Source organism: Pseudarthrobacter sp. MDT1-40-2, assembly GCF_059383595.1.
In genome coordinates, this window is record NZ_JBWZCL010000005.1 from 146,708 (window position 1) to 161,389 (window position 14,682).

At 63.1% G+C, this 14,682-nt stretch carries 13 protein-coding genes and 1 pseudogene; 7 read left to right on the forward strand and 7 right to left on the reverse strand.

Annotated features, from left to right (window positions below; translation table 11 throughout):
- Positions 1-1,282: 1,282 nt before the first annotated feature.
- Positions 1,283-1,909: pseudogene (locus AC50X5_RS14645) on the forward strand (IS3 family transposase); the annotation flags it as partial.
- On the opposite strand, the gene AC50X5_RS14650 reads toward AC50X5_RS14645, so the two are convergent.
- Positions 1,899-2,498 carry a nucleotidyltransferase domain-containing protein gene (locus tag AC50X5_RS14650; RefSeq protein WP_494976801.1) on the reverse strand — a complete coding sequence of 200 codons (600 nt, stop codon included), beginning with the start codon at positions 2,496-2,498 and terminating at the stop codon, positions 1,899-1,901. The pseudogene AC50X5_RS14645 and the gene AC50X5_RS14650 overlap by 11 nt on opposite strands.
- Between AC50X5_RS14650 and AC50X5_RS14655 the strand changes: the two genes are divergently transcribed.
- Entirely contained in the window at positions 2,400-2,825 is a 426-nt protein-coding gene (locus tag AC50X5_RS14655; RefSeq protein WP_494976802.1) for a GNAT family N-acetyltransferase, read from the forward strand. The genes AC50X5_RS14650 and AC50X5_RS14655 overlap by 99 nt on opposite strands.
- Before the next feature lie 87 nt (positions 2,826-2,912).
- Positions 2,913-4,289, forward strand: coding sequence for an MFS transporter (locus AC50X5_RS14660; protein WP_494976803.1), 1,377 nt, complete (start codon positions 2,913-2,915; stop codon positions 4,287-4,289).
- A 74-nt stretch (positions 4,290-4,363) separates the two neighbouring features.
- Here the strand turns inward: AC50X5_RS14660 and AC50X5_RS14665 are convergent, their stop codons facing one another.
- The 6 genes from AC50X5_RS14665 to AC50X5_RS14690 form a co-directional block, all read right to left on the reverse strand.
- Positions 4,364-5,782, reverse strand: a complete 1,419-nt coding sequence (locus AC50X5_RS14665) for an alkaline phosphatase PhoX (protein ID WP_494976804.1) — start codon at positions 5,780-5,782, stop codon at positions 4,364-4,366.
- 148 nt (positions 5,783-5,930) lie between these two features.
- The gene (locus AC50X5_RS14670) at positions 5,931-6,464 is read right to left on the reverse strand and encodes a DinB family protein (protein WP_494976805.1); all 534 of its coding nucleotides are present in this window, start codon (positions 6,462-6,464) and stop codon (positions 5,931-5,933) included.
- A 588-nt stretch (positions 6,465-7,052) separates the two neighbouring features.
- Positions 7,053-8,162 (reverse strand): Gfo/Idh/MocA family protein, encoded by a 1,110-nt coding sequence (locus AC50X5_RS14675; protein ID WP_494976806.1) that lies wholly within the window; start codon positions 8,160-8,162, stop codon positions 7,053-7,055.
- Positions 8,147-8,845 (reverse strand): ThuA domain-containing protein, encoded by a 699-nt coding sequence (locus AC50X5_RS14680; protein WP_494976807.1) that lies wholly within the window; start codon positions 8,843-8,845, stop codon positions 8,147-8,149. Before AC50X5_RS14680 ends, AC50X5_RS14675 begins: the two co-directional genes overlap by 16 nt.
- Positions 8,846-8,859: 14 nt before the next feature.
- Entirely contained in the window at positions 8,860-9,864 is a 1,005-nt protein-coding gene (locus AC50X5_RS14685; RefSeq protein ID WP_494976808.1) for a sugar phosphate isomerase/epimerase family protein, read from the reverse strand.
- Position 9,865: 1 nt separating this feature from the next.
- Complete coding sequence (locus AC50X5_RS14690) at positions 9,866-11,053, reverse strand: Gfo/Idh/MocA family protein (RefSeq protein ID WP_494976809.1); 1,188 nt, start codon at positions 11,051-11,053, stop codon at positions 9,866-9,868.
- Between the two features lie 250 nt (positions 11,054-11,303).
- Between AC50X5_RS14690 and AC50X5_RS14695 the strand changes: the two genes are divergently transcribed.
- The 4 genes from AC50X5_RS14695 (at position 11,304) to AC50X5_RS14710 (ending at position 14,608) form a co-directional block, all read left to right on the forward strand.
- The gene (locus AC50X5_RS14695; RefSeq protein WP_494976810.1) at positions 11,304-12,350 is read left to right on the forward strand and encodes a LacI family DNA-binding transcriptional regulator; all 1,047 of its coding nucleotides are present in this window, start codon (positions 11,304-11,306) and stop codon (positions 12,348-12,350) included.
- A gap of 166 nt (positions 12,351-12,516) precedes the next feature.
- Positions 12,517-13,728, forward strand: coding sequence for a formaldehyde dehydrogenase, glutathione-independent (gene fdhA, locus AC50X5_RS14700; RefSeq protein ID WP_494976811.1), 1,212 nt, complete (start codon positions 12,517-12,519; stop codon positions 13,726-13,728).
- 136 nt (positions 13,729-13,864) lie between these two features.
- The gene (locus AC50X5_RS14705) at positions 13,865-14,356 is read left to right on the forward strand and encodes a DUF2975 domain-containing protein (protein WP_494976812.1); all 492 of its coding nucleotides are present in this window, start codon (positions 13,865-13,867) and stop codon (positions 14,354-14,356) included.
- Entirely contained in the window at positions 14,357-14,608 is a 252-nt protein-coding gene (locus AC50X5_RS14710; RefSeq protein WP_494976813.1) for a helix-turn-helix domain-containing protein, read from the forward strand. It begins immediately after the preceding gene.
- Positions 14,609-14,682 lie beyond the last annotated feature (74 nt).

A 14,682-nucleotide genomic window follows, 5' to 3' on the forward strand; every position in this document is an offset into this window, starting at 1 on the left:
TGAGCGTTGAGGCAATAGAGGTAGTCGTCCCCGGGCTCACAGATCCGTTCGGCTGTTTCAAATACGTTGAATGCGCCCGTTGGCTGCATACTCTGTGTAGCGGCGCGAGCCTCTTGATCGACAATTTCGACATCGTAACTATTTGTTGCTCCAACGACCAGGAATGACAGGGTCGCAACCACTACGAGTGGTAACCAGATCCACTTCCTAAAGTCGTGCCATGTCTTTGCGAACTTCCACATAAGCAGGCCGCCAATTAGAGCTACAAGCCCACCGCTAGACCAAGTTTGAGTCCCAGGTGCTAGCTCGAGTCCGGCCATCGATACTGCAGCGAGTTGACTGGCAGTTGCGACCGCACCTACCAGGAAAACGGTTGACCAGCCGCTCCCTAAGCCTGGGAACCAGCTTGGTCCGAGCAGTCCCTTCTCGGAAGGGTTCTCTACTCCTGAATCTGTGCTCATGCCGTCTGCTTACCTAGATCGGCACATCGCTGCATGGCCCAGTCTTCGAACTGCCTGTCGGCTTCTTCGAGCATTCGAGTACTCAATTCATTAAGGACCCGCACTCCCCGAGCAGTCTGCACTTTCACGCCCCATGGGGTAGCTGAGCCATGCGCAAACATGTGACGAAGCACTCTCCCAAAGAAGAGAATGTCATCCGTTGAGTGCATTCCGGAAAAGCTAGTCCGTGAGGTGTTCTCGTCGGAGCTAATGGAATCCAGGTCAAGAACTTCCCTGAGACTCTCGGCCAAATCCATATCTTGAAGTGGCTTGCCTCGCAGGGCTGGAATTATGTGGATTAGTTGGTCCACCGCGGAGTACGAGAGAGTAACCCGAAGGAGAGCTTCGTAGCCAGCGGTGGTCCGCGAATCACGCTTCCCGCTAAGGGTCAGGCTCTCAAAATCCCGTGCAAATGCCCAGCGCGCATGGAACCGTGTCACTCGTTGTCGCTCGGCGCACTTGGGGTCCGAGGCGGTTGCCTTAATGTAGTCCGCATAGCCAGGAAGCTGATAGGGCATTGGTACTTCAACTGGAGTAGCACCGATCAATTGACCACGCATCGTCCCCCATTGAAGTTCTCGTTCAGTTCCTTGATGTCGATGCTATCGAATTCCAATGCCGGGATAGGACGGGCACGTCGAGGCGGCGTGTCCCGTCGGCCTGGTTGGGTCCGCGGGTAGAAGTCCAGTGTTTGTGTGAGTTTCGTGTCCGAGAATGGACACAGGAGGAAATCCACGAATCATGGCACGCAGACACACCCCGAGCAGGTCATCGCGAAGGCGCTGAACAGGAAGCGGGTGTGCCGGCTCTGGCGCGAGGAGGGCCTGGTCTGTAAACCCAGGGAGCGGAAGAAGCGACGCACAGGGCCCGGCGCCGGGGAACAGAAACGCCTCACAGCCGAGTACCCGATGCACGTGGTCAGCTTCGACTTCCAATCCGACGTGACCTCCTGTGGCCGGCACATCCGGTTCTTCAACGTCATCGACGAATACACCCGAACAGCGCTGGCCATCATCCCGAGGCGGTCGTTCAAGGCCTCGTACGTAGTCGCGGTGCTGGAGAACATTATCGCCGAAACCGGCACCGCTCCGACCTATCTCCGTTGTGACAACGGGCCAGAATTCACCGCCACGGCCCTCATCAAGTGGTGCAACACCGCAGGCGTGGACACTGCGTTCATCGACCCCGGCTCGCCCTGGCAGAACGGCTTCATCGAATCCTTTAACGCCCAGTTCAGAAGGGAGCAACTCTCCGGAGAAATCATGGACACTATGGCCGAAGCTAAGTATTTGGCCGAGGAATGGAAAGCTATCTACAATCATGAACGGCCCCACGGATCCCTGGACGGCATGACGCCGAAACGCTACTGGGAAACCTGGACGCAAGAAAACCAATTGGCTATCGCATAGGCGCTGGACTGCTAACGGGGGCCCAACCACCCTGAGCGCACAGATCAGCGATAACTGGCCGTCTTTCTGTCGCTTCCTGGCGATACCAGAACTCAAGACTCTCGGGCGTGTGCACAAATGCCTCAACGAGCCACTCCCTGAAACGGGTTGTGGCGGCATAGTTCGAATATCCGCTGGGGTATAGAAGTGCGATGTCGAGATCTGAAGTCGATGTGGCGGTGCCCGCTGCAGCGCTTCCGCCGAGAATGGACGCTGAGGCAGCAGGATGGTGCTCTTCGACATATGCCCGGGCGACCTCAATAACACCAGAGGACGCCGGAAGCAGTGGGTTATCGCTAGAGGGCACGGTCACGTCTCCAAGTGTGCCAGCCCGACGTCGAGCGGACGGGGAAGGCCTAGACGGGAGCGGATAGGGCCAATATCGGAAAACAGGGTGTACGTGGGAGGAACGGTAGTCGGGCTTAGCTCGACACGTTTCTAGACTGTTGTAATGAATTCCAATTTTAGAGTCGTGCTCGACGCGGACCTGTCCCGGATCGATCTCGACATAGTGCACCACTGGCTGTCGTCGGATGCCCACTGGGCACACGGACGTGACCGTCAGACGGTACAACAGGCAGCGGAAGGGTCGCTCAACTTCGGCGTATTCGATTCCGAAGGCACCTTGTGTGGTTACGCACGAGTTGTGACGGATCGTGCGACGTTCGCGTGGATATGCGACGTATACGTCGATCGGGAGTACCGCGGCAAGGGAATAGGACTTCTCCTGTCTCGCGGCGTCGTCGACGTCTTGGCGCCGCTAGGCCTCAAGCGTGTCATGCTATCGACACCTGACGCTCATGGTCTTTACGAGCAGGTCGGCTTTGTGCCGTTCCCAGACCCCGAGAAGCTGATGCTTCTCAACGCAGCGCGCTGAGGGACTTCACTGCGGCCTGCGGTGCGATTACTTAGCGCTGTGAAAATGCCCTGGAAAGGCTGGCGGTTTCCCGGCCTTCTGGCCCGAATGCGACAGACTGGACCCGTGAGCACACGACCCCGTCCCGGCCTGGCTGTCCTGGCGCTCAGCCTTGGCACCGCGCTGAACCCGTTGAACTCGTCGATGTTCGCGGTGGCACTGGTGGTGCTGCGGGCGGATTTCGGGCTCGACGTCGCCGCCGTCACCTGGGTGATCACCGCCTTCTACCTCGCTTCCGCTGCGGGCCAACCGCTGATGGGCCGCCTTGCGGACAGGTTCGGCCCGCAGCGCCTCTTCAGCTGCATCGTCCTGGTCATACTGAGTTGTGCCGTGGCGCCCTTCTCGCCAAACTTTTTCCTGCTCTGCACGGCCCGTGTGGTGATGGCACTCGGAACGGCGACGGCGTTTCCCAGTGCGGTGGTGATGGTAGCCGAGCTGAGCCGGCTGGCAGGCTCCCGCTCCACCCGTCCGCTGGGCCGGATCCAGATGGCAAACACGTCGGCAGCTGCGGTGGGTCCTGTCGTCGGCGGCATTTTGGTCAGCCTGGTGGGCTGGCAGGCGCTGTTCGCCATCAACGTTCCGCTGGCGATCATCGCCTTGATACTGGTCAGGCGGGTGGCGCCACCCGACGCGCAAAGGGAGACCGGGAAGCTGTCTGCATTGGTGCGGGACTCGGATATTCCGGGGATCCTCGGGTTTGTGGGCTCGCTGCTGCTGGCCATGATGGCAATGCTGGATGTCCTTCCCGGCTACCGCTGGGGGCTGCTGGCGGGGTCGGTGGTGCTGGCCGCCCTGTTCGCCTGGCGTGAGCTGGCGTTCAGTCCGCCGTTCCTGGACCTGCGCTTGCTGGGCAGGAACCGCCCGCTGCTGCTGGTGTATGTCCTGTTCGCCGTGTTCAGCGGGGTCTACTACTTTGCCTTTTTTGGCCTGCCGCAACTGCTGCAGGAGGCAGGCGGTTTCGATCCCGCCGTCGTGGGTTTCTTTATGCTTCCGCTGGCCGCGGCATCTGTGGTGGTCACGCCGCTGGCGGTGCGCATGATCGACCGCTTTGGCGTGCGGCCCGTGCTGCTGACCGGTGTGTTGGGGCTGGGGCTGGCATCCGCTGCGCTGGCCCTGCTGACTGTTTCCTTCTGGCCCCCGTTGGTGCTGCTCCTCACTGCCCTCACCGGCATCCCGTATGGGGTGGTGAGCGCTGCATCGAACCAGGGGCTCTTTGTGTCGGCCCGGCCTGAGGACAGGGGAGTGGCCGCCGGAATTTTCCAGACCTGCCGCTATGTTGGCGCGATCGGGGCCACGGTGCTGGTGGGCGTGCTCTTTGGCTCGGGCGTAAGTCAGCCCAACTGGGGGCTCATGGTATTGGTCATGCTGGGGCTGAGTTGCGTGGTATTTGTGCTGGCGCTGTTCTGGCGGGGCCGCGAGGCGTAGCGGCATCCTGACACCAGGACCAAGCAGAAACCCCACCCGGGAGTTGCCAAGGTGGGGTTTCCGTGCGATGCGGGCTAGATGGCGGCGTTGCTCGGACGCCCCCAGGGACCGGTGATGGCCAGGGTGAAGCCGGGGGACTGGATGTTGACGAACAGCGTGTTGCCGTCGGCGCTGAAGGCGGGGCCGCAGAATTCGCTGTTGTTGTATTCGTTGCGGGCCAGCGGGTAGGCCTTGCCCTGGGAGGTGACGCCCACCAGGTGGCTGATGCCGCTGCCGTCTTCAGCCAGGATCAGGCCGCCGTGGGTTGAGACCGTGATGTTGTCAGGACCGTCAAAGTTGTTGGTGTCAACGGACGGATCCGGGTTGACCCCAAAGATGGTCTTGAGCGTGATGCTTTCGGTGGCGGGATCATAGAACCACACCTGGCCGTCATGCTCGTTGACGCTGCCGTCGGTGAGGCGGGCAAAGCTGCTCACGAAGAACACGCCGCCGTCGGCCCACCACTGGCCTTCAAGCTTGCGGCCGCGGGTCACCTGATCGTTGGTGAACTGCTTGCGGACAGAAACTTCGCGGGCATCGCGGTCCGGAACATCGACCCACTGGACCTTCAGCCGGGTTCCCACCTGGGTGGCTTCGGAGAGGTCGGCGATGTGCTGGCTGCCGCGGAAGCAGGTCATTGCCTGCAAGTGACCGGCAGTGTCGCCACCGGTGGACAGGGCCAGTTCGCGCAGTTTGCCCTTGCCGGCCACAAAGCCCTGCGGCGGCGTCCAGCGGAGGTACAGGCCGTTGGGGTTTCCGGCATCTTCTGTGAGGTACACGGCGTTGGTGGCGGGGTCCACGGCCACTGCCTCGTGGGAGTAACGGCCCATGTACTTCAGGGGCACGGCGCTCTTGCCGATGTTGGCTTCGCGGCTCACCGGGTCAACTTCGAAAACGTAGCCGTGGTCCTTGGTGTTGCGGCCCTGGCCGGCGCGGCGTTCGGTCTCCTCGCAGGTAAGCCAGGTGCCCCAGGGGGTGATGCCGCCGGCGCAGTTGTTGTCCGTTCCGGCCAGCGAAGTGTACTGACGCAGGCGGTTGCCGGCCTTGTCCACGACGATTGTTGAGGTTCCGCCGATGGCTCCGGGATCGTACGTGAGGCCCTCGATGGCGGGAACCTTGAAAGGCTCGCTGCCACTGTTTTCGTGGTTGGCCACCAGGATCGAGGTGCCATTGCCGCCGTCGAAGACACCCATGCCGTCCGGGTCGCTGGGGTGCATGCCGTCTTCGGTGGGGGTCTGCCCGGAACGGGCGATCAGCGTGTAGGAGAAGCCTTCGGGCAGGGCGAGGAGACCCTTGGGGTCTGAAACCAAGGGGCCGTAACCGGTGGCGGTGGGAGTTGCGGCGGAGGCGGGGCGGACAAAGGCGTCAAGCGCGCCGGCACCGGCGAAGGCAAAACCCAGGCCAGTGGCCGCGGTGCCACCCAAAAAGCCTCGACGGGAAACGGAACTGGTCATGGGGATGCCTCCAGGCTGTGCAGATCGCACGGTTGGTGAAACTAACCCTGTGAGTCTTTCCTTCGACGGTGATCAGCACCGGTCCTGCGGGTGGACAGCGGATGAACTGTCCGACGGCGGAGTCCCGGGACGAGCGGGCGCCGAAAGTTCAGGTGGCGGCATCGGCGGCCAGGATCTGTTCGCGCAGGATGTCCGCGTGGCCGCAGTGCTGCGCCAGTTCGCGCAGGACGTGAAGATACACCCAACGCAGCGGGAGCGGGCCGCGACGGTTGCCCTGAACGGCGTCGTCCAACCCCAGCGAAGACGCGGCAGCGAGCGAAGCCGAGCAGGCTTCCCGGTGGGCCTGTTGAACGCTGGCGATGGTGTCGCCGTCGTCAAGAATGAACGATTCATCCGGTGATGCAGGGATCCCGATTTCAGCTCGTGTCCGGGAAGTGATCGCTTCGTCGAACCACACCCTCTCCACAAACGCGGCGTGCTTGACCAGGCCCAGCAGGGTGGTCCGGGACGGCACCAGGGAGCGGCGGGCCTGCTCCTCGGTCAGCCCGTCCAGGCAGCTGTTGAGCATGCTGCGGTGCTGGCCGAGGAACGCCTCGAACTGGGCGCGGATGGGGTCGTGAATGACGTCGTCAACTGGGACTGCGGGCAGGTGTGCAGGCAGTGGTGCTGAAGGGGACGGCATCCGTGCAGTATCTCGCGGCCGGAAGGTGCTGGCAATGACGGAAGCCTGTACCCGGATGGGCGGGTGTGGATAGTCTCGGATCAGGGCGGATTACTTCCGCCTGCAGAGCCCACCATGGAGCAAGGGATGCGTGGAGGAGTGGCTGCTGAAGGAGAAGGAGAACGACGGCGGCGACATCCTGGTGTTCGCCTGCCGCATCATGTGGAACGGGCTGCTTGTGATGCGCTCAGCACTGGAAGAATGACCGGGGTGTCATGACTGCGAACAAGTATCCGGATTCGGGCGGCCCGCGGGGACGGAGGCCCAGATTGCTGCGCTTACGGCTGCGCCTGCTTATAGGCGTAGCTGTCGCTGTCTTCGCCGCCTCACTGGCCTTCATTCTCGCCTATGCGACTCCGCTACCGCCGGTGGTGTGCATCCTGATAGCGCTGGTTCTCGCCGGAGCCCAAAGTTTACACCCTCCGATACAACCTGTTCCTCGGCGATGACACAGCTGACACCGGCGATGACACCGCTGACTAGGGGAACAGGCGCTAGTCGTGCCCGCCTGGTGGTTCGGCTGCCCGCAGGGCTGGCAGCCGAACCTTGCTAAGCCTGTGCCAGAGCCGTGTCCGGTGCCGGTTTGAGCCGCACCGGTTCCGGCCTGGCCGCCGTGCTCCCGATTCGCAGTACAGTTCCGGTACGGGCCGACTCAAGCACCGACTCCATCACGTCCAGCACGTGGAACGCGAGCTCGCCGCCCGCGCGCGGCTCGGAGCCCGCGGGGGTTGCCGCGAGGTCCGCTATGCCGAAGCCCCGGCCCGAATCCACGTAGCCGGCAGAGACCGGAAGGGTTTCCCAGTCGTCGGCGCCGAGGGCAAACAGCTCAACAGAGCCATCGAAGCGGTTCGGATCCGGGACAACCAGCGAACCGAGCTCGCCGTGGATTTCAATGTTGGAGGCTTTAGTGTTGACGGCGTCGAAGCTCATCACCAGCGTTGACAGGGCACCGTCGGCATGGGCCAGGATCCCGGTGACGTGGGAGTCGAACTGCACCGGGATGACCTCTCCCTGGCGCGGCCCGGACCCGATGATGCGCTCGCTGCGGGTGTGGCTGGCCATTCCGGTGACCGAGACTACCGGGCCCAGCAGGGTGACCAGGGCGCTCACGTAGTAGGGGCCCATGTCCAGCAACGGACCGCCGCCGGGCTGGTAGTAGAAGTCAGGGTTGGGATGCCAGCGTTCGTGCCCGGGCGTGACCATGGTGGCGGTCGCGGAGATCGGCGACCCTATCAGACCGTCGTCGATGGCCTTGCGCGCGGTCTGGATGCCCGTGCCAAGAACCGTGTCCGGAGCGCAGCCGACCTGCACGCCCGCAGCGGCCGCCGCGGAAAGCACCTCGCGCGCTTCAGCCGTGGTGGCCGCCAGTGGCTTTTCCCCGTAGACGCTCTTGCCCGCGGCAATTGCTTTGCGCGCCACCTCCGCATGCGCGGCCGGGATGGTCAGGTTCAGGACTAGCTCCACCTCGGGATCGGCGATGAGTTCGTCAACGCCCAGTGCCCGGACGCCGTCGTAGTCATCAGCAACAGCCTGCGCGCGCGCCGGATCCAGGTCCGCCACGGCCACCAGTTCCAAAGCGTCCAGACGCCGGAAGTTGGCCAGGTACTGGGCAATGATGGCGCCGCATCCGACGATTCCAACTTTCAACGGCTTGCCCACAGCAGGCCCCTTTCGATGATGGTGCGGACGTTGCTGTCCTCGAGCACGTCCATGTTATGGCCTGGCGTTGAAACGAAGATCCGGCCCTTGCCCCACTGCCGGGTCCAGATGGCCGGCGAGGTAACTTCACGGTTCCAGGGGTCCCATTCACGGACTTTTTGGGTTGTAGTGGCCAGCACATCGATGTAGTCGTCAGCCAGCACCCAGTACTGCTCGGTGACCAGATCGAAGTCGCCGATGCCCTGGGTGATGGGGTGCTTCTCAGCGGCGGGAAGCATGTTGACTGTGTAGGGAACGTAGTTATCCGGCTGCCCGCCGGTGCGCTCGTCCGGGTGCTTGCCGGGGTGGCAGGCAAACTGCCCGCCGATCAGGTGGAGATAATCGGCAGTGTTCCGGTAGGAATCCGCGATCCCGCCATGCCAGCCAGCCAGCCCCGTGCCATGTTCGACGGCGGTGCGGAGCCCCTCGAACTCGTCCTTTTCGATGGTTGACATGGTCATGCATTGCATAATGAGGTTTACGTCCGCCATGTATCCGGCGTCGGCGTAGATCTTGGGGGATTCCTCTACCCGGACGTCGTAGCCGTTGTTCTTGAGGAACGGAATGAACGAGTCGGTTGCTTCCACCGGCTGATGTCCGTCCCATCCGCCGCGGACCACGAGCGCTGCCTTGTTCTCTGTCATGGTTTTCCTTTATTTCAGTGGCTTGAAAATGCTGCATCAAATGCGGCGGCAGGCGGGGCGATGGCCGCGAGTTCCCGGACCATGGCCAGGGCCTGGGGAGCGCCGACCATCCGGTCCATGCCGGCGTCTTCCCATTCCACGCTGGTGGGCCCCGAATAACCGATCGCATTGAGGGTGCGGAAGATGGGCTCCCACTTCACGTCGCCATGTCCGGCAGTGACAAAGTCCCAGCCGCGGCGTGGGTCCGCCCACGGCAGATGTGAGCCGAGCCTGCCGTTGCGCCCGTCCAATTGCCGGACTGATTCCTTGACGTGGACATGGAAGATTTTGGACGCGAAGTCCTGGAGGAACATCACCGGGTCCAGGTCCTGCCAAATGAAATGGGAGGGATCGAAGTTCAGGCCGAAGCTTTCCCTGTGACCCATCGCTTCCAATGTCCGCTTGGTAGTCCAGTAGTCGTAGGCGATCTCGGAAGGGTGGACTTCCAGGGCAAAGCGAACGCCCTCCTCGTCAAAGGTGTCCATGATGGGGCTCCAGCGGTCCGCGAAGTCCTGGTAGCCGCGTTCGATCATTGCGGGGGAGGCCGGCGGGAACATTGCCACGGCCTTCCAGATCGAGGACCCGGTAAACCCCGTGACGGTTGTGACGCCCAGCCGAGCGGCAGCCCTGGCCGTGTCCTTCATGACCTCGGCGGCGCGGCCGCGCACTCCCTCCGGGTCGCCGTCGCCCCATACCTCGGGGGACAGGATGCCCTGGTGGCGTTCGTCGATGGGGTCATCGCACACAGCCTGGCCGGTGAGGTGATTGGCGATGGCAAAGACCTGGAGGTTGTGCTTTTCCAGGATCTCCAGCCGGCCTTTGACATATTCGTCGTCTTCAGCGGCCCGGCGGGGATCCAGATGGTCACCCCAGCAGGCGATTTCGAGGCCATCGAATCCCCACTCCCCGGCAAGTCGGGCAACTTCTTCGAACGGTAGATCTGCCCACTGTCCGGTGAACAGCGTGATGGGCCGAGCCATGTCAGACCACCTGCCAGCGGCTGGAATCGGCGGCGCTGGATTCGACGGCGGTCAGCACCCGCTGTACCTGCAGGGCCTCGGCGAACGAGGGCTCCGGCTGCCGGTTCTCCGCGAGGGCGTTCACCAGGTCCACCACCTGGTGGGTGAAGCCATGCTCGTATCCGAGGCCGTGGCCGGTGGGCCACCAGTTCCCTACGTATGGATGCTCGGGTTCGGTGACGAAAACCCGCCGGAACCCGGCATCAGGTGAGTCCTCGGCGTCGTAAATGGAAAGGACGTTCATGTCCTCAAAATCGAACGCCAGTGATCCCTTGGTGCCGTTGATTTCCAGCCGCATGGCGTTCTTGCGGCCCAGGGCGTAGCGGGTGGCTTCGAAGACGCCGATGGGGCCACCTTCAAAGCGGGCACTGAAGATTGCGGCATCGTCTACGGTCACGGCACCACGCGGTGTTGCATCACTGAGGTCGCCGTGACCACCCAGACCTACCCTGTCACCGGCCAGCGGCCGTTCCTTGACGAAGGTTTCCAACAGGGCTGAAACGCCGGTAATCTTCTGGCCCGTGATCCACTGGGCGGCGTCGATGCTGTGTGCGCCGATGTCGCCGAGGGAGCCCGATCCGGACTTGGACCTGTCCAGGCGCCAGGTCATGGGCGCATTTTCGTCGCTGAGCCAGTCCTGGAGGTATTGGGCCCGGACGTGGCGGATTGTTCCCACCCTGCCCTCCTGGACCAGGCGTTTGGCCAACGCCAGTGCCGGGGTGCGGCGGTAGCTGAACCCGCACATGGCAAATACTCCGCGCTCCGCTGCGGCTTCCGCGGCGTCCGTCATGCGTTCCGCCTCTGCCACCGAGTTGGCCAGCGGCTTCTCACACAAGACGTGCTTCCCAGCCTCCAGGGCCGCGATGGCGATCTCGGCGTGGGTGTTGCCGGGCGTGCAGATGTCGATCAGGTCGATGTCGTCCCGGTCGATCAGTTGCCGCCAGTCCATCTCGGTGGAGGCCCAGCCGAGCTTGCGGGCAGCTGCCTGCACGCCGTCGGCGTCCCGGCCGGCGACGGCGGTGAGCTCGGGTTGCAAGGGGAGGTCAAAGAACCGGGGGGCCGTCCGCCAGGCATGGGAGTGGGCAGCGCCCATGAAGGCGTAGCCCACCATGCCGACGCGCAGGGGCTGCACTGGCTGTGCGGGAGTCATTGCTGTCCTTTCAGGGTTCTGCCGGACATGGTAAATGCGCGCCCCGATGCGAGTGCGGAATTCACACAAGAGGAGGCGGAACCAGTAGTGCAGAAAAATTTCGATAAGGCTTTCGGCGAATGAATCAAAAGTAACCACCATCACACCTTGCGTCAAGACACCGCCGTCAGGATCCGTTGAGGGCCGTTGACGTCAACCAAGGGGTACTAGAGACTGGGGGAGCGAAATGTTTCGAAATCGAGGAGCCTGAATGACTACCGTGGAACAGGGAAAACTTACGCTGGCAGCAATAGCCCAGGAGGCAGGCGTTTCCGTGCCCACCGTTTCCAAGGTCATCAACGGCCGTGACGATGTTGCTGCGGATACCCGCTCCAGGGTGATGGCCGTCCTGGCCCGCACCGGCTACAAGTCCCCGGTCCAGCTGCGCCGCAACCTTGCCGGGCGCCAGGCCGTGGAGGTGGTTTTCGATTCCCTCGATTCCGCTTACTCAATAGAGGTGCTCAACGGCATCCTGGAGTCGGCCGGAGCAGCGGACATTGAAGTGCTTTTGAACGTCACCAGCAGGCAGGGCCCTTCTCGGTTAACCCCGGAGCAGCGTGCCCGCCGGATAGTTGATGAGGGCCGTTGCGGCATGATCGTGGTGACGTCCGCCTTCAACGAGGACCAACTGGAAGCCTTCCACCGCCGAGGCGTCCCAACAGTGGTCATCGATCCGCTCAATCCACCCACCGGGAACGTGGTCAGCATCGGAGCCACCAACTGGGCTGGCGGCAAGGATGCCACCTCTCATCTTCTGGATCTTGGCCACCGCAGGATTGCCTACCTCGGAGGGCCTGACGGCGCCGAATGCAACCAGGCCCGCCTCCATGGCTACCTCGCCGCCCTGCGGGCCAGGAACGTCCCTGTACTTGATTGCTACATCCTCCAAGGCAGCTTCAGGTCCGACGCCGGCGTCCAGGGCATGCGGAAACTTCTGCTGCTCGAGGAGCGCCCCACCGCCGTCTTTGCAGCCAACGACACCGTGGCCCTCGGTGCGCTCGCCGAGGCCCGGCGGCAGAACGTGCGTGTACCGGAGGAGATGAGCCTGGTCGGTTTTGACGGCACCTACCAAGCGGAGGAATCCGTACCCTCACTGACGTCCGTGGCCCAGCCGCTGCCAGAGATGGGCCGTGCAGCCCTGCGTTTCATCCTGCGCCAGATGCGCGGTGAGGTCCTGGACTCCCGCCGGGTTGAGCTGGCCACCCACCTGGTGGTCCGGGAATCCACCGCCCCGCCGCCGGAGTTCCAGCAGCCGTAGACCTCAGGCCCGTCCCTGCCTAGACTGACCAAACCCCCAACTCCAGGTAGCTGCCCGCGGCTTATCCAGCAGGGCAGCATCTGCCCTTGGAGGGTGCATCAGAAATTGCTTCATGCTTCATCCGGCTCTCAGTGTTGTGGGCCGGCAGGACAAGAAGGAGAGACAGATGGCAGGGAATAAGGCAGTCGCCTACAAGGCGCCTGGCAAAGTTGAACTGATCGATATCGACTACCCCGCGTTCGAACTCAAAGACGGCCCCGGAGTAAATCCGGCGAACATCGGCCGGAAGGTTCAGCACGGCGCAATCATCAAGACGGTGGCCACCAACATCTGCGGCTCGGACCAGCACATGGTCCGGGGCCGCACCACCGCCCCGCCGGACCTGGTGCTGGGGCACGAGATCACCGGCGAAGTGGTGGAAGTTGGGTCCGACGTCGAATTCATCAAGGTAGGGGACCTCTGCTCTGTGCCCTTCAATATCGCCTGCGGGCGGTGCCGGAACTGCAAGGAGCGCAAGACCGGCATTTGCCTGAATGTGAACCCGGACCGCCCCGGAAGCGCTTACGGCTATGTGGACATGGGTGGCTGGGTGGGTGGCCAGGCGAACTACGTCCTGGTTCCCTACGCCGACTGGAACCTGCTGAAGTTCCCGGACAAGGACAGGGCCATGGAGAAGATCCTGGACCTGGCCATGCTTTCGGACATTTTCCCCACCGGTTTCCACGGGGCAGTTTCGGCTGGCGTCGGCGTGGGCTCCACTGTGTACGTAGCGGGTGCCGGACCTGTTGGCCTCGCCGCGGCCACCAGTGCGCACCTGCTGGGTGCCGCCGTCGTGATTGTGGGGGATTTGAACGCCGACAGGCTGGAAGCAGCCCGCGCCTTCGGATGCGAGACCGTAGACCTGACCAAGGGTGGCCCGGCCGAGCAGATCGAACAGATCCTGGGCGTTCCCGAGGTGGATTGCGGGGTGGACGCGGTAGGTTTCGAGGCCAGGGGCCATGGGCATGATGCGAAGGAAGCGCCGGCTACGGTGCTTAACTCACTGATGGACATCACGGCGGCCGGCGGCGCATTGGGTATTCCGGGGCTGTATGTCACGGGGGACCCGGGTGGCATTGATGAGGCCGCGAAGAAGGGTGCGCTGAGCCTCAGCCTCGGTACCGGCTGGGCCAAGTCGCTCAGCTTCACCACAGGGCAGTGTCCGGTCATGAAGTACAACAGGCAGCTGATGATGGCCATCCTGAACGACCGCGTGCACATCGCCAAGAACGTCAACGCGAAGGCCATCACCCTGGAAGAGGCGCCGCAGGGGTACGCAGAGTTCGACGCCGGTGCGGCCACCAAGTACGTCCTGAACCCGAACGGATACCTCAGCTAGGCGGTCCGCCACCTGAGGTAACGCCACCCAACCGGATAGACCCCTTCCATGGCTCTGCCCGGTTGGGAGCCTGCTTGCCCATACTTCTCGAATATCGATAGAATCTAATTGTTAATCGATACTCCAAGGAGACCTCATGGGAAAGCTCACCATCCTCGCGTTGCGCATTGTGCTCGCGCTGGTACTGTCCGGCTCGTTGTTTGTGCAGGTATGGATGGTGCCGTTAGTGTCCATCGACATGGAAGAAGCGGGCGCGCCAACGGAAGTCCGTATTCCGTTCCTGCTGATCGTGGTCCTGGGCATCGTCACGGTGCAGGTCAGCGCGGTCTGCGTGTGGCGCCTGCTCACCATGGTGCGCCGGGGCACCGTGTTCTCCCATGCCGCGTTCCGCTACGTCGACATCATTTTCGGCGCAGTCGCTGTCGCTTCGGTCCTGGTCTTCGCGCTGGCCGTGATGCTCGCGCCGGGGGACGTTGCGCCCGGGATCGTGGGGCTGATCTGTGGCGTGTCCCTGATGATCGCCGGCGTGGCGCTGCTGGTGCTGGTCCTCCGGACACTGCTGGCCCAGGCGGTGGCCGTAGACGCCGAGGCGCAGCACCTGCGTAACGAGTTGGGCGAGGTGATCTGAGTGCCCATTATCGTGGATATCGACGTGCTGTTGGCCAAGCGGAAGATGCCTGTCGGGGTTCTCGCCGAGCGCGTCGGGATCACGCCGGCAAATTTGGCCGTACTGAAGAACGGCCGCGCCAAGGCCGTCCGCTTTACCACCCTTGAGGCGCTGTGTGAGGTCCTGGAGTGTCAGCCCGGAGACCTGTTGCGCTGGGTGCCGGACGGCCAGGAGGCAGTAATGGACGACGCCGGCCTGCCGCCGGAGCGGTAGCGGGCACCTGCCGCAGCCTGCCGCCGTCGCCGATTCGACGGTTCCCTGCCCGCTCGACGTCCCCGGGCATCGAC